Here is a 16914-nt window from a genome sequence, read left to right on the forward strand (position 1 = left end):
GAAGTGTGAACGCCATATCGGCGCAGATCGGTCGTGGGATGCAGGGAACGCGGCGCAAGAATACGGTGATTTTTTGGGCGGTGAACGGCCTCTACCCCCAAAGGGATAGCCCTATTTTTACGGGCTTGTCCGCAGGATCCGACGGCCTATCCCTGTGGGTGTAGGGCCCGCGCCGGGCCTGGTTTTGCCGGGCCAAACGGGCTTACGCTCCGGCTCGCCAAAGCCTTTGGCACGCGACCGGCTATGCGATGACAGGCCACTTGAACCGAATCAAAACCATGCACCAACTCCGTAAACCCTATTTGTTGTTTCTGGGCGATGTCACGCTGAAGTCCGATGCCAAAACCGCCTTTGGCCTGCGCGACTGGTGTGCCGATGCTGTGCTGGGCGAATGGAGCCTGCCCAGCGCCACCGTCAGCCTGGGCCTGCCCCGTCTGTCGCCGCAGCAGGCGGCGCAGCAGGGCGCGGGCTCGCTGGTGGTGGGCGTGGCCGCCGTGGGCGGGGCCCTGCCCGAACACTGGCTGGCCGAGCTGGAAGCCGCGCTGGACGCAGGCCTGGACATCGTCAGCGGCCAGCACTCGCGCCTTACCGCGTTCCCGCGCCTGGTGCAGGCGGCCCAGCGCAGCGGCGCGCGCCTGATCGACGTGCGGCATTCCGACCAGAGCTTTCCGGCGGGCACGGGCCGCAAGCGCAGCGGCCAGCGGGTGCTGACCGTGGGCACCGACTGCGCGCTGGGCAAGAAATACACCGCCCTGGCCCTGGCCCAGGCGTTGCAGCGCCGGGGCGTGGACGCCACCTTCCGCGCCACCGGCCAGACCGGCGTGATGATCGCGGGCGAGGGCGTGGCCATCGATGCAGTGATCTCCGACTTTGTGGCCGGCGCCGCCGAGCAACTCTCGCCCGACAACGCGCCCCAGCACTGGGATGTGATCGAAGGGCAGGGCGCATTGTTCCACCCGGCCTACGCGGGGGTGACGCTGGGCCTGCTGCACGGCTCGCAGCCCGATGCGCTGGTGCTGTGCCACGACCCGGCACGCGACTGCATCGAGGGCTACCCCGGCTTCCCCATTCCCGACCTGCAGGTCGCCATCGACCGCTATGTCGAGGCGGGCCGCTTAACCAACCCGGCGGTGCGTTGCGTGGGCATCAGTATCAACTCGTCCAGCCTGTCGGATGCCGCCTGGGATGCCTACGCCCACCGGGTTGCCCGGGAGCTCCAATTGCCGGTAGTGGACCCGATGCGCGGCGGCGTGGAGGCCCTCGCCACGGCGCTGTTGGCGGCATGATCCGCTGCCACACCCGCATCGAACAGTGGGCGATGCGCGAACCCTTCGAGATTGCCCGCGAGGTCATCACCGACCAGCCGGTGCTGCTGCTGACCCTGACCGACGGCGCAGGCCACACCGGCCAGGCCGAAGCCGCCGGGGTGGACTACGACGGCGAAACCCCCGCCAGCATGGCCGCACAGATCGCCGCCGTGCTGCCGCAGCTGCACGATGGCCTGACTGGCGCCGAGCTGCTGCAGATGCTGCCCGCAGGCGGTGCCCGCAATGCGCTGGACTGCGCACTGTGGGACCTGCGGGCCAAGCAGACCGGCGTGCCGGTCTGGCAGGCCGCCGGGCTGGCGCAGTGGCAGCCGGTCACCACCGCCTACACCATCGGCCTGGGCGACGAGGCCACCACCCGGCGCAAGGCCCGCGCGGCCCGGCACTATCCGCTGCTCAAGCTCAAGGTGGATGCGCAGCGGCACCTGGACGTGGTGCGCATGGTGCGCGAAGAGCACCCGGCGGCCCGCATCGTGGTGGATGCCAACCAGGCCTGGTCGCCCGGGCTGCTGCGCGCGCTGTTGCCGCAACTGGCCCAGGCCGGGGTCGAGCTGGTCGAGCAGCCGCTGGCGCGCGGCCAGGATGCCGCGTTGGACGGCCTGCAGTCGCCCATTCCTTTGGCAGCAGACGAGTCCTGCACCGACCGGGCCTCGCTGGTGGCCTTGGTGGGGCGCTACCAGTTCGCCAACATCAAGCTCGATAAATGCGGCGGGCTGACCGAGGCCCTGGCCCTGGCCGCCGAGGCCACCCGCCACGGCCTGGGCCTGATGGTGGGCAATATGTGCGGCACCTCGCTGGCCATGGCCCCGGCCTTTGTGCTGGCGCAGGGCTGCACCTATGTGGATCTGGACGGCCCCTTGCTGCAGCAGCACGACCGGGCGGCGGCCATGCAGTACGACCACGGTGTCATCCAGCCGCCGCGACCGGCTTTGTGGGGCTGAAGCGCTCCCTTTTTGGGGTGTTGCAGGGGGTGGGGGATGGTTTTATGTCGTGTGTACGCGGTTGTACGCACGGCGGTTTTTGACGGTAGTATCACCACACTACCGACCCTATCCATCTTGAACCAACGCCCTGATCCATTCCCCACGCCCACGCAGCAGGGTTGGACCCAGGCCCCGGAGCGTGGCGATGCCACCAACCCCTGGAAGCTCGCCTTGGAGGGCTCTGGCGTCGGCGTGTGGGACTGGGATCTGCGCACCAATACCCAAACCTATTCCCGGCACTGGGGCGACATGCTGGGTTTCGGCAGCGATGAGGTCAAGCCCGCCTTTGCAGACTTCGCCAGCCGCTTGCACCCTGACGACTTGGCCCCCATGCAGGCGGCGGTAGCGGCCTACCTGGACGGCTCGGCACCGGGTTACAGCATGGATTTGCGCATGCGCCACAAGGACGGGCACTGGGTCTGGATTGCGTCGGGCGGCATGGTGGTCAGCCGCTCGGCCGACGGCACCCCTCTGCGGATGATCGGTACCCACACGGACATCAGCGCGCGCAAGCAGTCCGAGGCCGAGTTGCAGGCATCGCACGCCCAGTTGCTGGAGCAAACACGCCTGCTGCAGACCACCATGGCCAGTATCAGCCAAGGTATTTTTGTGTTCAATGCCGGGATGCATTTGATCTCGTTCAACCGGCGTGTGTGCGAGTTACTGGACCTGCCCGAAAGTTTTCTGGCTGCCCACCCGACACTGGAGCAGATCAGCCGTTTTCAGCTTGAACGGGGCGACTTCGGCCCCCAGGCCGAGTGGGTGGACGTGGCCGCCCGCCACTACGTGCTGGCGGGCGGCCATGCCGAGGTGCCTGCCCACTTTCTGCGCGTTACCTTGGCCGGTCACACGTTGGAGGTCAAAACCCAGACGCTACCCGATGGCGGCATGGTGCGCACGTTTGCCGATGTGTCCGATTACGTGCAGGTGCAGGCGGCACGCAAGCGGCTGGACCAGTTGCTGGCCACCACCCAGGCGCTGGCCCAGGTGGGCGGATGGGAGGTAGACGGTGTGCGCGACCGGGTCTACTGGACCGAAGGGGTCTACCGCATCTTCCAGACCACGCCCGATGAATACACCCCGACCACCGCCTTGGAGACGCTGCGGCGGGTGCTTACACCGTCCGCCATGGCCAAGATACGCGCCTCATACCGCGAGTCGGAAAGGCTCTCCAGCACCCATGATTTCGAGGTGGAAGCCATCACCTTTCGGGGCGAGTCCATCTGGGTGCACGCCATGGGCACCTCCACCTGGGACCGCGGGCGGCTGCTGTCGCGCACTTCGGTGCTGCAAAACATCACCGAGCGCAAACAGGCCCAGATGGCGCTGCAAGAAACCGAAAACCGCTGGCGGCTGGCGCTGGAGAGCACCGGCGACGGCGTGTGGGACTGGCACATCCAGACCGGGGTGGAGCACCTGTCCAAGCGCCTGGTCGAAATGTACGGCTTTGCCGAAGGCGAAATCCCCGACCTGCCGACCGAACTGGACCAGCGCACCCACCCCGACGACCTGGCGCAGATGGACCGCGACCGCGATGCCCACTTTGCGGGCCTGACCCCCAGTTATTCCAACGAGCACCGGGTGCGCTGCAAAGACGGCCGCTGGAAGTGGGTGCTGAGCCGGGGCATGGTGATCAGCCGCGATGCGCAGGGGCAGCCCTTGCGGATGATCGGCACGCACACCGACATCACCGACCGCAAGGCCGCCGAGGTGCTGATCCGCCAGCAGGCATTTTTTGACACGCTCACGGGCCTGCCCAACCGGCGCATGCTGCGCGACCGGCTGGAGCAGGAGATCAAGCGCTGCAAACGCGATGGGCAGCAGCTCGCCATTTTGTTCATCGACCTCGACCACTTCAAGGAAGTCAACGACACCCTGGGCCACGGCAACGGCGATTTGCTGCTGATAGAGGCGGCCCGGCGCATCCAGGCCTGTGTGCGCGAGGCCGATACCGTGGCCCGCATGGGAGGCGACGAGTTCACTGTGGTGCTGACCGAAGTGACCGATGTCCTCCGCCTGGAGCCCACCCTGCAAAAGATCCTGCGGGCGGTGGAGCAGGTGTTTCAGCTGGGCAACGAACAGGTGTTCGTGTCCGCCAGCATCGGCATCACCCTGTACCCGCTGGATGCCCGGGACATCGAAGACCTGTTCAAGAACGCCGACCAGGCGCTGTATGTGGCCAAGGGCGCGGGACGCAACCGCTTCAGCTTTTTCACCCCGGCCCTGCAGGAAGCCGCGCAAACCCGGGTGCGTCTGGCCAACGATCTGCGCTCCGGCCTGCAGGAGCAGCAGTTCCGGCTGGTCTACCAGCCGATTGTTGAACTCGCCACCGGGGCCGTGCACAAGGCCGAGGCGCTGATCCGCTGGCAGCACCCGACGCGCGGGCTGATCAGCCCGGCCCAGTTCATCCCGATTGCCGAATCCAGCGGGCTGATCGTGGAGATCGGTGAATGGGTATTCCAGCAAGCGGCGCTGCAGGTGCAGGCCTGGCGCAAGCATTTGTGCCCCGGCTTCCAGATCAGCGTCAACAAGTCCCCGGTGCAGTTTCACCACGAAGGCGAGGGCAAGCAGCCTTGGGCCGAGCAGCTCCAGGCCCTGGGCCTGCCTGGCTCCAGCATGGTGGTGGAGATCACCGAAGGCCTGTTGCTCGACACCAGCAGCCGGGTGAGCGACCACCTGCTGGAACTGGCCGATGCGGGCATCCAGGTGTCGCTGGACGACTTTGGTACCGGCTATTCGGCGCTGTCGTACCTGCAGCGCTTTGATATTGACTTCATCAAGATCGACCAGTCGTTTGTGCGCCACCTGGTGCCCGACTCCACCGACCTGGCCCTGTGCAAGGCCATGGTGGTGATGGCCCACGCCCTGGGCATGAAGGTGGTGGCCGAAGGGGTGGAGACCGCCCAGCAGCGCGATCTGCTGGCCGCCATGGGCTGCGACTACGGCCAGGGCTACCTATTCTCGCGCCCGGTGCCGGCGGCCGACTTTGAGGCCCTCTGGGCCGCCCGTCCGCCACCGGCATGGCTGGCGGCTTGATTTTTATTTTTTAAGAAGAATCAAGGCCCTGTGCTGATGGAATGGGCGTGAGTAGCTACTTTTTCTGTAGCAAATCCTGGGTGGGCTAAAAAATAGTGTCCATCCGCTGCATCCAAAACCGGGTCTGGCGTGTAGTACCTGTAGCAGCGCACAAAAGCTGCCTGTTGTCCCTATCCGCCAAACCATTTTTTGGAGCACTTCCATGCCGATCAAATCCCTCTCCCTGCTGGCTGCCGTCTCTGCCGCCGCCTTGCTCAGCGCCTGCGGCTCCATGGCCCCCACAAAACCCATGTTCAGCCAGGACAGCCTGCCCGAGGCCGTCAAGGTGCCGATGGGCAACCAGGTCGCCATGGAAACCGTGGGCGTGGGCGAGATCACCTACGAATGCCGTGACAAGGCCAACGCCCCCGGTATGACCGAGTGGGTGTTCGTGGGCCCCAACGCCGCCCTGAACGACCGCAGCGGCAAGCAAGTGGGCAAGTACTACGGCCCGCCCGCCACCTGGGAAGCGATGGACGGCTCCAAAATCACCGCCACCCAGCTCGCCGTGGCCCCCGCAGGCGCAGGCAACATTCCCTACCAGCTGGTCAAGGCCAACCCTGCCATGGGCATGGGCGCGATGGCGGGCGTGACCCACATCCAGCGCGTGGCCACCCGCGGCGGCGTGGCCCCGGCCACGCTGTGCAGCCCGGCCAGCAAGGGTGCCAAGGAAGTGGTCAAGTACCAGGCCGACTACATCTTCTGGAAAGCGGCCTAAGTTTGGCGACTACCATCGAAGGACCTCAATCCCTTCGATGGAACCGCCCTTGACGACAGCCCCTGATGATTTCGACTACGAGCGCGCCCTGCAAGGCTGCGCCCGTGGCGAGCGCCAAGCCCTGCAAGACATCTACCGGCAAGACAGCCGCCACCTGCTGGGCGTGGCCCTGCGCATCGTGCGCCAGCGCCAGCAGGCCGAGGACGTGGTGCACGATGCCTTCATGGCCATCTGGACCCAGGCCGCCAGCTTCGATGCCCGGCGCGGGTCGGGGCGGGGCTGGATCTACAGCGTGGTGCGCAACCTGGCCCTCAACGCGGTGCGCAACGGCGCGCGCGAGGTATCTGTGGACGAAGAAACCGCCGAGGCCCTGGATGCCCAGCATTCGCTGGAAGCCCATGCGCAGATCGCCGATGCGTTTGACCTGCGCGTCAGCCTGGGCAAGCTCAACGACTGCCTGGCCCGGCTCGAGCCCGCCCGGCGCAACTGCATCCTGTACGCCTATGTGGACGGCTGCTCGCACGGCGAAATTGCCGAGCGCACCCAAACCCCCCTGGGCACCGTCAAGGCCTGGATCAAACGCAGCATGGGCAGCCTGCGGGAGTGCATGGCATGAACCCGCAACAAGACAATCTTTCGCCGGACGAGTTGGCCGCCGAGTACGTGCTGGGCACGCTCTCGGCCACCCGCCGCCGCATGGTGGAGCAGCGCCTGCCCACCGACGCCGCCCTGCAGGCCGCCGTGCAGCGCTGGCAAGAACAGTTGCTGCCGCTGGCAGCCCTGGCCGAGCCGGTGGAGCCGTCTGCCGAACTATGGCAGCGGATCGACCGCAGCGTGGCCCACGCCGTGGCCCCGCGCCGTACGGCCATCGCCCCAGCCCCCCCGCCGTGGTGGGACCGCCTGGGCCTGTGGCGCGGCTTGGCCGGTGCCGGTTTTGCCACCGCCGCCATCCTGGCTTCGGTGCTGGTGACCCGCCAGGGCGTACTACCCGCCGGGCCGCAGTACATGGTGGTGCTGGTCGCGCCGCAAGACAAGGCACCGGGTTGGGTCATCCAGGCCAGCGACACCCGGCAACTCAGCCTCACGGCGCTGGGCCCGGTGGCCGTGCCCGCCGAGAAATCCCTGCAGTTCTGGACCAAGGGCGAGGGCTGGAGCGGCCCGGTGTCTCTGGGCCTGGTCAAGCCGGGGCAGACCATCACCATCCCGCTGGACAAGCTGCCACCGCTGCAGCCCAACCAGTTGTTTGAGCTGACCCTGGAGCCGGTGAACGGCTCGCCCCTCAATAAACCCACCGGCCCGATCCAGTTCATTGGCCGTGCGGTGAAGGTGCTTTAGTTCCAATGCGATAATCCGCAGAGATACCGGGAGAGACTGCTCCCCTTGCATTCGTGCAGGAAATCAGCGCCGAAGGAGCAACCGCCCCCGGAAACTTTCAGGCAAAAGGACCGGTATCTACACCACACACATCTGAAGAGCGGTCGGGTTTCGTCACCCGGCTCACCGCAGGAGCAAGCGGCTGGCAGTTCCATAGAACGACCAGCCGCGAATCTCTCAGGTCCAAAACAGAGGGGGCGATGGCTGCGCACGCGTGCGGCTATCCCCCTGTTGACGTTTTGGAAATCTCATCATGAAAAAGTTCGCAGCGAACATGGCCGTCATTGGCGGCGGTATCACGGGCGTTACCACAGCCTACGCCTTGGCCAAACGCGGTTACACCGTCACCTTGTTCGAAAAACACCGCTACGCGGCCATGGAAACCTCGTTTGCCAACGGCGGGCAGTTTTCGGTGTCCAACGCCGAGGTGTGGAACCACTGGTCCACCGTGCTCAAGGGCGTGAAGTGGATGTTGCGCAGCGATGCGCCGCTGCTGGTCAACCCCAAGCCCAGCTGGCACAAGATGGCCTGGTTTGCCGAGTTCATCGCCGCCATCCCGCAGTACGAAAAAAACACCATCGAAACCACCCGCCTGGCGATGGCCGCGCGCCAGCACCTGGATGCCTGGGCGGCCGAAGAAGGCCTGGACTTTGACCACAAGCGCGAAGGCATCCTGCACATTTACCGCGACAAGGGCAACTTCGAGCACGCGGGCAAGGTCTCCAAGCTGCTGGCCCAGGGCGGGCTGGAGCGCCGCGCTGTCACCCCGCAAGAGATGCGCGCGATTGAGCCCACGCTGGCGGGCGACTACTACGGCGGCTACTTCACCGAGAGCGACACCACCGGCGACATCCACAAGTTCAGCACCGGCATCGCCGCCGCGGCCGAGCGCCTGGGCGTGCACACCCGCTACGGCCATGCCATCCAGACGGTTAAAAGCGACGGCAAATCCGTGACCATCACCGCGCACGACGGTGCAGACACCCACACCAGCGTGTTCGACGGCGTGGTGGTTTGCGCGGGCACGGCCAGCCGCGACATTGCCGCCCAGCTGGGGGATCGGGTCAACATCTACCCGGTCAAGGGCTATTCCATCACCGTCAACCTGGACGACGCGCACAGCCAGGCCTCGGCGCCCATGGTCAGCCTGCTGGACGACGAAACCAAGCTGGTCAGCAGCCGCCTGGGGCTGGGGCGCTTTCGGGTGGCGGGCACGGCCGAGTTCAACGGCTACAACCGCGACATCCGGGCCGACCGCATCCGCCCGCTGGTGGAATGGGTGCAGCAGTGCTTCCCCGGCGTGCGCACCGAAAGCGTGGTGCCCTGGGCCGGACTGCGCCCCATGATGCCCAACCTGATGCCGCGCGTGGGCCCCGGCAAGCGGCCCGGCGTGTTCTACAACACCGGCCACGGGCATTTGGGCTTGACCTTGTCTGCTGTCACCGCCGACATGGTGGCGGCGATGGTGGGCGGGGCCATGCCGCATTGAGCGTCCAGCCTGGGCCCTGCTGGGGGTTTTGGCATTTTTTTGGGTCTTAAGCAGCACCCAGATGGCCCGGAGCGGATACAGTCGGTTACACGGCGGGCCTGCGCGATGCAGCCGCCACTGTTTTGTCCGTTGGTCCATGTGCGGCGGGCTGAAAGGACGTTCATGCGTATCCCTGCTCCCTGGGGTTTTTTGTTACGCCAGCTGCTGCCTGCCGCCATCCTGGCGTGCCTGGCTCCCACGGCGTGGGCGGCCGATGGCTGCAAGCAATTGGTGGCCACCGGCAACCCCGAATACCCCCCGTACCTGTGGCGCGATGGGGCCGACGGCAGCCGCCTGGTGGGGGCCAATGCCGATCTGGTGCAAATGGTGGCCCAAGAGATCGGCATCCCCATCGAGGTGCGCTACGTGGGTTCCTGGGCCCGGGTGCAGGAAGAGGCCCGGCTGGGCCGCATCGACCTGATCGCCGGGGCGTTTTTCACGGTGGACCGGTTGGACTACATGGACTACGTGTACCCGGCGTTTCGCGACACCCGCTCGGTGGTCTGGGGGCGGCAGGTGGCTCCGCTGAAGTACCGGCAGTGGTCGGACCTGAAGAGCCTGTCGGGCATGACGGTGATCAACAACAGCTTTGGCGAGGATTTCGACCGCTACGCCAAAAAGAACCTCAAGATCAACACCGTGCCCAGCCTGGAGCAGGCCTTCAAGATCCTGCAACTGGGCCGGGTGGACTACCTGGTGTACGAGGAAGACCCGGGCCTGGCCTACATCGCCAAATTCGCCATGGCCGGGTTGGTGTCCGCGAGCGTGCCGGTGAGCAACGAAAGCCTGTACCTGACGCTCTCGCACAAGTCCCCCTGCAACACCACCGAAGTGCGCGCCGCCCTGGCCAAGGCCATGTACAGCCTGGCCAGGCAGGGCGTGATGAAGAAGATGGTCGATTCCAACATCCAACTCTGGCGCACCAAGTAAACCAGAATTTATAAAAAATATGGCTCCCGTGCTGATGGATAGGGCGAGAGTAGCTACTTTTTTGATAGCATTGCTTACATCCGGCTGCCGGTGCGCCCCCAGCGCCGGGCGGCTTCCTCGGGGGATGGGGCGGTGGTCGGGCTGCCCAACGGGGCCAGCAGCGCATCCAGGTCGGCCGCGTCAAACTTCAGCCCGCCCGCCGCATCAACGCCCAGCACGCTGTTGGCCAGCGCCAGTTTGCGGGCCTGCAGCTCCAGCATGCGCTCTTCGATGCTGCCTTCCACCACCAGCTTGTAGACGAACACGGGCTGGTCCTGGCCGATGCGGTGGGCGCGGGCGGTGGCCTGCTCTTCCACGGCGGGGTTCCACCAGGGGTCCATATGGATGACGGTGTCGGCGGCGGTAAGGTTCAGGCCCACGCCCCCGGCTTTCAAACTCAGCAGCAGCACGGGCACCTCTTGCGCCTGGAAGCGCTGCACCACGCTGCCGCGCTCTTTGGGCGGGGTCTTGCCGGTGAGGCTCAGAAACGGCAGTTCCAATATCTCCAACTGCTCGGCCACCAGCGCCAGCAGCTCGGTGAACTGCGAAAACACCAGCACCCGCCGCCCCTCGGCCACCATCTCGGGCAGCATGTCGGCCAGCAGCGCCAGCTTGGCACGCTCCATGGTTTTGGCGGGCTTCTTTCCCTTGAGAAGATGCGGGTCGCAGCAGACCTGGCGCAGCTTGAGCAAGGCATCGAGGATGGTGACCTGCGCGCCGTTGAAGCTTTGGCGCTCCAGCACGCGGCGCACCTGCAGATCGGCGGCGGCGCGCACGCCTTCGTACAGTTCGCGCTGTTGGCCTTGCAGCTGTACGCGTTGGATGACTTCGGTGCGCGGGGGCAGTTCGCTGGCCACGTCTTGCTTGCGGCGGCGCAGGATGAAGGGGCGCACCCGCTGGGCCAGCAGGGCGGCACGCAGGGTTTCGCCGTTTTCTTCGATGGGCTTGCGCCAGCGGGCAGCAAACTGGCGCGCATCGCCCAGAAAGCCGGGCATCAGCCAGTCGAACTGCGCCCACAGCTCGCCCAGGTGGTTCTCCAGCGGCGTGCCGGTCAGGCACAGGCTGTGGCGGGTTTGCAGGCGGCGCAGGGCGCGGGCGCTGCGGCTGCCTGCGTTTTTGACCATCTGGGCCTCGTCCAGAACCACCAGGTGGAAGTGCTGCGCCGCCAGCGCATCCATGTCGCGCCACAGCAGCGGGTAGGTGGTCAGCACCAGGTCGTGCGCCGCCATCTGGCCAAACAAGGTCGCGCGGTCCGGGCCCTGCAGCGTCAGCAGGCGCAGGCCGGGGGCCATGCGGCGGGCTTCGGCCTGCCAGTTGAAGATCAGCGAGGTGGGCAGCACCACCAGCGCGGGCAGGTCCAGCCGACCGGCCTGCTTTTCCACCAGCACATGGGCCAGTGCCTGCGCGGTTTTGCCCAGGCCCATGTCGTCGGCCAGAATGCCGCCCAGGCTGTGGGCGCACAGGTACTGCAGCCAGGCCAGGCCCTCCAACTGGTAGGGGCGCAACTGCACCTGCAGGCCGTCGGGTGCGGCTACCGGCCGGGGCGCGCCCAGGGCTTTGAGGCGCTTGGCCAGGCTGGCCAATCCCAGGTCGCCTTCGAGCTGCCAGGCGTTCTGCGGGCCCACGCGGTGCGCGTCCAGCAGCCCGGCGCGCAGGGCTTCCAGCCGCCGTGCCTCCCACGCGCCCAGGCGCAGCAGGCCGTTGTTTTGGTGGCGTAGCGGGTCGGTGAGCAGATCGACCATCGCGCCGACGATGGCCTTCAGCGGGGCCGCCGGTGCGTCGATGCGGCGGCCACCGGGTGCGCGCAGGCTGATCACCGCATGGTCGTCGATGGCGGCAATCTGGTCGGCATGCAGCCAGCGGCTGTCGCGCTGCAGCAGGTTGGCCAGCATGGGGGCCAGGTCCAGGGTTTCGCCGTCGATCTCGATGCCTAAGCTCAGCAGCCACGCGCCTTCGCGCTCGGGCAGGCGCAGCTTTTGTACGCCGCGCGCGGGGGGTACCAGCGGCTCGGCCAGTTCCTTGGACGCGATCTCGCCAGTGTCGGGGTGGACCACCAGCTTCCAGCGCTGCACCGGCACACTTTCATGCGCAAAGCCGGGTTGCACGGCCACCGCCCAGCCTTTTGCCTGCAGGCGCGGCACCTGGTCGGCCCAGAAGTCGCCAAAGAAGGCCTCTTGCGCCAGCGTCCACACGGGGCCCAGGTCGGGCCGGTCATCTCGGCTACGCCACTGGAAGCTGTGCGCGGCCACCGGCACCAGGCCCATCTCCCACACCAAATCGATGGCATCGGCCTCGGCCGCCAGGTCGCGCTGTATCTGCACCACCGGGCCGCCGGTGTCGAACAGCTCCTGCACCGCGGCGGGGCGGTTGTTCAGGATGGAGGTGGGGGCGGGCGTGCTCCAGCGATGGCCGCCGTCGGTGCGATAGGTCCAGTCGATGCGCGTCAGCGTTACGCTGTCGCCGCGCGGCCCCAGCTTGCCCTGGGGTTTGAGCCCCAGCAGCCCGTCGCCCCGGCCCAGGGTGAGCAAGGTGATGCGCGGGCGGAAGTGGGCGGGGAGGGTGCCGGGGTCGGTTTCTGGCGCTGCGGGTGCCGCCTCGGGTGGCCTATCTTGCCGCAGCAATGCCATCACCCGCGCGGCATCGGCATCTGCCAGGGTGGGCAGGCCCTTGAGAGTCGCCGCGTCGGCCTGGTTGCGCAGCGCATCGACCCAGGCGGCGACGGCGCGGCTAGTGGACGGCGTGGACGTATTCGAGCGGGGCATGGTGGGATTGTGCTGCCTGGCCGCAGGGCGTTTCTCAAGGCTGCGACGGGCGGGGTTACCGGCCAATCAGCGTACGCTGTCTATAGCGACAAATGAACCGCCGAAGTCGGTGCCAATTCGGACTTTCGACCAAATAGGTGCGGTCGATAATGTGAGCGTTGTCCAGAGACTATCGCGCCACAAGCGCTCTCGCAACCACAAGATTTCCCCCGCGCCGACCCTATGACCGTTCCCATCCGCAACGCCGTCCGATGGACCGCCACCCAGCCGACGCGGCCCAGCCGCTGGCGTGGTGTCTCGGCGACGCTGTTGATCCCCGTGCTGGCGCTGTTCGGTTGCGCGCAGAACACGCAATTCAATCGCCCCACGTTGCCGGTGCCCGCGGCCTGGCCTGGCGCGGTGGTTACGGCAGCAGCCTCGAACGGCATGGCGCCAGCCGAGCCGCGTGAAGCCGTTAAAACCCACTGGCGCTATTTCTTCAACGACCCCCGATTACAGGCACTGATCGCCACTGCACTGGTGCAGAACCGCGACCTGCGCGTGGCGGCCGCCCGCGTCGAGGAGGCGCGCGCCCAATGGGGCATCGTCAAGGCCGACCAGCTGCCCACGGTGAACCTGCTGGGCCAGGCCAGCTTCACCCGCGCACAGGACGACCTGAACACCAGCGCCAGCAACCAGCGCTTCGATCTGACCTTGTCCGCCGTGTCTTACGAGGTTGACTTCTGGGGCCGGCTGGCCGGTCTGTCGGATGCGGCCCGGCGCAGCTATTTGGCCACCGAGGAAGCGCGCCGCGCCGTGCACCTGTCGCTGGTGGCCGACGTGGCCACGGCCTACTACACCCAATTGCAGATGGTCGACCTGACCCGGCTAGCCCGAGCTACGGTGGCCTCGCGCGAGGAAACGCTGGCCCTCGTGACCCAGGGCCGGAACATCGGCGCCGCCTACGACTTTGAACTCGAACAGGCGCAAGGCTTGCTCGAAGGCTCGCGCGCCAACCTGGCTGCTCTTGACCACCAGCGGACCGTGGCGACCAACCTGCTTAACTACCTGGTGGGCGGCGACACGACCGAACTGCCAGTCGGCAAGCCTCTAGACCAGCAAGGCCTGGACACGGCGCTGGTGCCCGGCCTGCCCGGCGAGGTGCTCTTGCAGCGGCCCGACGTGATGGCCGCCGAGCAGCGTCTGCTCGCGGCCCATACCAACATCGACGCGGCCCGCGCCGCCTTCCTGCCCAAAATATTGCTGACCGCTGGCCTGGGTGCCGCCAGCTCCGGCCTGAGCAGCCTCTTCAAGGCGGGCGCCTGGGCTTTCCAGCCAGTCATCTCGCTGCCGCTGTTCGATGCCGGCCGCACCGAGGGCAACCTGGACGTGGCCAAGGCGCGCAAGGTAGTGGCCGTCGCAGATTACGAGAAGACCATCCAGCTGGCATTCCGCGAGGTGGCCGATCAATTGTCCGCACGCTCCTCGCTGGCTTCGCAGATGCGCTCGTCCACCGCCAACCTGAAGGCGCAGCAGCGTCGACTGCTGATTTCGCGCGCCCGCTACGATGGTGGCATGACCGGCTACCTGGAGGTGCTGGAAAGCGAACGCGAGTTGGTGGCCGCCCAGCAGATCGACGCCCAGGTGCGCCGCGCCCAGCTCGAATCGGCGGCGCTGCTGTACAAAGCGCTGGGCGGCGGCACGCAAGGCAACGAGACGACACTCTCGGCTCGCTGAACGCAAGCTCCAACTCGCCAAGCCTGCCCACATCTCCGGAATCACCCTAATCCATGTCCGTCACCGACACCCTCATCCGCGCCATCGGCCTGCAGAACGAGCGCCAGCCCGAGGCCGCCTCGGAGCTGTTCAATGAAGTTCTGGCGGTCGATGAGCACAACGCCGCCGCGCTGTATTCGCTGGCGGTGATCGTGATGCAGGCCGGCGACGCGGCGGGCGCGCTGGCACTGTCGGCGCGTGGCCTGCAACACAACCCGCAGTTCGCTCCGCTGCATTACGTACACGGAGCAGTGCTGCAAGCGCTGGACCGCAGAGACGAGGCACTGCAAAGCTTCGATGCGGCGCTGGCCCTGCAGCCCGACTATGTGGAGGCGCTGTTGAACAGCGGCGTGCTGCTGCGCAACATGTTCCGCCACCAGGAGGCGCTTGAGCGCTTCAACCGTGTGGTCACCATCGATCCTAACCATGTCACGGCGTTGGGTAACTTCGGCATTTTGCTGACTGAATTCAAGCAGAGCGAACAAGCTATCAAGGCCTTCGAGCGGCTGTTGGCCTTGGCGCCTGGCTACGACTATGCACCCGGCTTGCTGTTTTACGAACGCATGCATATCTGCGACTGGCGCGGCTTCGACGAGCTGACCCAGCGCCTGGTCGAGGGCGTGCGAGCCGGCCAGCGGGCCTGCAAGTCGCTGGCCTTCATGTCGGCATCGGACCAAGCCGCCGACCACCTCCTGGCCGCCAAGACCTTCGCCGCCCATTACTGCCCGCCGAAGCCGGTGGCGTTTTGGCGTGGCGAGCGCTACCGGCACAGCAAGATCCGCCTGGCCTATGTGTCGCCCGACTTCCGCGAACACCCGGTCGGCCACCTGATGGCAGGCGTGTTCGAGCAGCACGACAAGGGTCGCTTCGAGACCATCGCCATCTCGCTGGGCATCGACGACCAGAGTCGACTGAGGGCGCGCATGGTAGGCGCCTTCGACCACTTCATCGACGCACGTGGCATGGGCTCCGAAGAGGTGGCGCGCAAGATGCGCGAGATGGAAGTTGATATCGCCGTGGACTTGGGCGGGTACACGAGCGACACCCGTACCGATATCTTCGCCTACCGGCCTGCGCCGGTGCAGGTCAATTACCTTGGTTACCCGGGCACCATGGGCACGCCGTTCCACGACTACATCATTGCCGACCGATACACCATTCCGCCTGAGCATCAGACCCTGTACACCGAGCGCGTGGTCTACCTGCCCGACACCTACCTGCCCACTGACAACAGCGTGCAGATCGCCGACAACACACCGTCCCGGGCGGAGTGCGGCCTGCCCGAAGCCGGCTTCGTGTTCTGCTCGTTCAGTCATGACTACAAAATCTCGCCGCCGGTGTTCGGCGTGTGGATGCATCTGCTGGCCCAGGTGCCGGGCAGCGTGCTGTGGTTGGTGTCGCGTGGCGAAGTGGCCCAGCGCAACCTGCGCGCGGCGGCCGAAGCCCGCGGCATCGACCCTGCGCGCCTAGTGTTCGCGGGCCGCGTGCCGCGGGTAGAGGACCACCTTGCCCGCTATCGCCAAGCCGACCTGTTCCTCGACACGCATCCCTACAACGCGCACACCACCGCGGCCGATGCGCTGATGGCCGGCCTGCCGGTTGTTACCTGCATGGGCGGCTCGTTTCCCTCGCGGGTGGCGGGCAGCCTGCTGCATGCTCTGGGGGTGCCCGAACTGGTGACGCAGTCGCTTGAAGGCTACGAAGCACTGGCCCTGGGCCTGGCGCGCGACCCTCAGGGCCTGGCCGCGCTGAAAGCCAAAATTGCGGCTAATCAGAACACCCATTCGCTGTTTGATACGGCCCGCTTCTGCATTAACCTCGAAGCAGTCTACATCGCCATGTGGCGCACCCAGGAGCTGGGCAACGTGGCCGATGCCCTTGCACCAGCCCGCAACACCAATTGACCCCCTGAATGGAGAAAACGCCTTGACTAAAACCCTCGACCTCGGTTGTGGCCCCAACCCCAACAACCCGTTCCACGCCGAGGAAATATTCGGCGTCGACATCCGCGCGGACATCGGCGTAAACATTGCTGGCGCCGACCTGGCCATCGAACCTATACCGTACGCGGACGACATGTTTGAATACGTCACGGCCTTCCAGTTCATCGAGCATGTGCCGCGGGTGATTTACGCGCCGAGCCACCGCAACCCGTTCGTGTTGCTAATGAACGAAATCTACCGTGTACTGAAGGTGGGCGGCGTGTTCCTGTCGGTCACGCCGGCGTACCCGCACACGGCGGCATTCCAGGACCCGACGCACGTGAACATCATCACCGAGGAAACCTTCACCTGCTACTTCGATGACACCAACCGCTGGGCCAAGATCTACGGCTTTAACGGCCATTTCAAGATCTTGCGCCAGGAATGGATGGGCGCCAACCTGGTGACGCAAATGCAGAAGGTGCTGCCGACCGCCTGAAGGC

12 protein-coding genes and 1 riboswitch are annotated in these 16914 nt (G+C 66.2%); of the genes, 11 read left to right on the plus strand and 1 reads right to left on the minus strand.

Going from position 1 to position 16914, the window contains the following annotated elements:
- Window positions 1–278: 278 nt before the first annotated feature.
- The 8 genes from AB3G31_RS08230 (at window position 279) to AB3G31_RS08265 (ending at window position 9933) form a co-directional block, all read left to right on the plus strand.
- Entirely contained in the window at window positions 279–1286 is a 1008-nt protein-coding gene (locus tag AB3G31_RS08230; RefSeq protein WP_367849705.1) for a DUF1611 domain-containing protein, read from the plus strand.
- Window positions 1283–2266: an N-acetyl-D-Glu racemase DgcA gene (gene dgcA, locus AB3G31_RS08235; protein ID WP_367849706.1), complete on the plus strand. Its 984-nt coding sequence runs from the start codon at window positions 1283–1285 to the stop codon at window positions 2264–2266. The genes AB3G31_RS08230 and dgcA overlap by 4 nt, the downstream gene beginning before the upstream one ends.
- A 117-nt stretch (window positions 2267–2383) precedes the next feature.
- Complete coding sequence (locus AB3G31_RS08240) at window positions 2384–5344, plus strand: EAL domain-containing protein (RefSeq protein WP_367849707.1); 2961 nt, start codon at window positions 2384–2386, stop codon at window positions 5342–5344.
- Window positions 5345–5546: 202 nt separating this feature from the next.
- The gene (locus AB3G31_RS08245; protein ID WP_367849708.1) at window positions 5547–6101 is read left to right on the plus strand and encodes a DUF3455 domain-containing protein; all 555 of its coding nucleotides are present in this window, start codon (window positions 5547–5549) and stop codon (window positions 6099–6101) included.
- 37 nt (window positions 6102–6138) lie between these two features.
- A complete protein-coding gene (locus AB3G31_RS08250) occupies window positions 6139–6717 on the plus strand; it encodes a sigma-70 family RNA polymerase sigma factor (protein WP_367849709.1) in 579 nt (192 codons plus the stop codon).
- On the plus strand, window positions 6714–7436 hold the full coding sequence (locus AB3G31_RS08255; RefSeq protein ID WP_367849710.1) for an anti-sigma factor: 723 nt from the start codon (window positions 6714–6716) through the stop codon (window positions 7434–7436). The genes AB3G31_RS08250 and AB3G31_RS08255 overlap by 4 nt, the downstream gene beginning before the upstream one ends.
- 17 nt (window positions 7437–7453) lie before the next feature.
- A riboswitch (glycine riboswitch) is annotated at window positions 7454–7559 on the plus strand.
- A 169-nt stretch (window positions 7560–7728) separates the two neighbouring features.
- Entirely contained in the window at window positions 7729–8964 is a 1236-nt protein-coding gene (locus tag AB3G31_RS08260) for a D-amino acid dehydrogenase (protein WP_367849711.1), read from the plus strand.
- 162 nt (window positions 8965–9126) lie between these two features.
- Window positions 9127–9933 (plus strand): substrate-binding periplasmic protein, encoded by an 807-nt coding sequence (locus AB3G31_RS08265; RefSeq protein WP_367849712.1) that lies wholly within the window; start codon window positions 9127–9129, stop codon window positions 9931–9933.
- A gap of 74 nt (window positions 9934–10007) precedes the next feature.
- Here AB3G31_RS08265 and AB3G31_RS08270 read toward each other — a convergent pair whose 3' ends face one another.
- Window positions 10008–12734, minus strand: a complete 2727-nt coding sequence (locus tag AB3G31_RS08270) for a DEAD/DEAH box helicase (RefSeq protein WP_367849713.1) — start codon at window positions 12732–12734, stop codon at window positions 10008–10010.
- Window positions 12735–12956: 222 nt separating this feature from the next.
- Between AB3G31_RS08270 and AB3G31_RS08275 the strand changes: the two genes are divergently transcribed.
- The 3 genes from AB3G31_RS08275 to AB3G31_RS08285 are packed head-to-tail and all read left to right on the plus strand — an operon-like array spanning window position 12957 to window position 16910.
- A complete protein-coding gene (locus AB3G31_RS08275) occupies window positions 12957–14450 on the plus strand; it encodes an efflux transporter outer membrane subunit (protein WP_367849714.1) in 1494 nt (497 codons plus the stop codon).
- 53 nt (window positions 14451–14503) lie between these two features.
- The gene (locus tag AB3G31_RS08280; RefSeq protein ID WP_367849715.1) at window positions 14504–16393 is read left to right on the plus strand and encodes a tetratricopeptide repeat protein; all 1890 of its coding nucleotides are present in this window, start codon (window positions 14504–14506) and stop codon (window positions 16391–16393) included.
- Between the two features lie 22 nt (window positions 16394–16415).
- A complete protein-coding gene (locus tag AB3G31_RS08285; protein WP_367849716.1) occupies window positions 16416–16910 on the plus strand; it encodes a class I SAM-dependent methyltransferase in 495 nt (164 codons plus the stop codon).
- The last annotated feature ends 4 nt before the right edge of the window (window positions 16911–16914 follow it).

Origin of the sequence: Rhodoferax sp. WC2427 (assembly GCF_040822085.1) — a bacterium.
Taxonomy (GTDB): Bacteria; Pseudomonadota; Gammaproteobacteria; order Burkholderiales; family Burkholderiaceae_C; genus Rhodoferax_B.

Excerpts from the sequence above, each read along its gene's own strand:
- AB3G31_RS08245 (WP_367849708.1), top strand. The coding sequence starts at position 5,547 with ATGCCGATCAAATCCCTCTCCCTGCTGGCTGCCGTCTCTGCCGCCGCC.
- AB3G31_RS08270 (WP_367849713.1), bottom strand. The coding sequence starts at position 12,734 with ATGCCCCGCTCGAATACGTCCACGCCGTCCACTAGCCGCGCCGTCGCC.
- AB3G31_RS08255 (WP_367849710.1), top strand. The coding sequence starts at position 6,714 with ATGAACCCGCAACAAGACAATCTTTCGCCGGACGAGTTGGCCGCCGAG.
- AB3G31_RS08280 (WP_367849715.1), top strand. The coding sequence starts at position 14,504 with ATGTCCGTCACCGACACCCTCATCCGCGCCATCGGCCTGCAGAACGAG.
- dgcA (WP_367849706.1), top strand. The coding sequence starts at position 1,283 with ATGATCCGCTGCCACACCCGCATCGAACAGTGGGCGATGCGCGAACCC.
- AB3G31_RS08230 (WP_367849705.1), top strand. The coding sequence starts at position 279 with ATGCACCAACTCCGTAAACCCTATTTGTTGTTTCTGGGCGATGTCACG.
- AB3G31_RS08265 (WP_367849712.1), top strand. The coding sequence starts at position 9,127 with ATGCGTATCCCTGCTCCCTGGGGTTTTTTGTTACGCCAGCTGCTGCCT.
- AB3G31_RS08260 (WP_367849711.1), top strand. The coding sequence starts at position 7,729 with ATGAAAAAGTTCGCAGCGAACATGGCCGTCATTGGCGGCGGTATCACG.
- AB3G31_RS08250 (WP_367849709.1), top strand. The coding sequence starts at position 6,139 with ATGGAACCGCCCTTGACGACAGCCCCTGATGATTTCGACTACGAGCGC.
- AB3G31_RS08275 (WP_367849714.1), top strand. The coding sequence starts at position 12,957 with ATGACCGTTCCCATCCGCAACGCCGTCCGATGGACCGCCACCCAGCCG.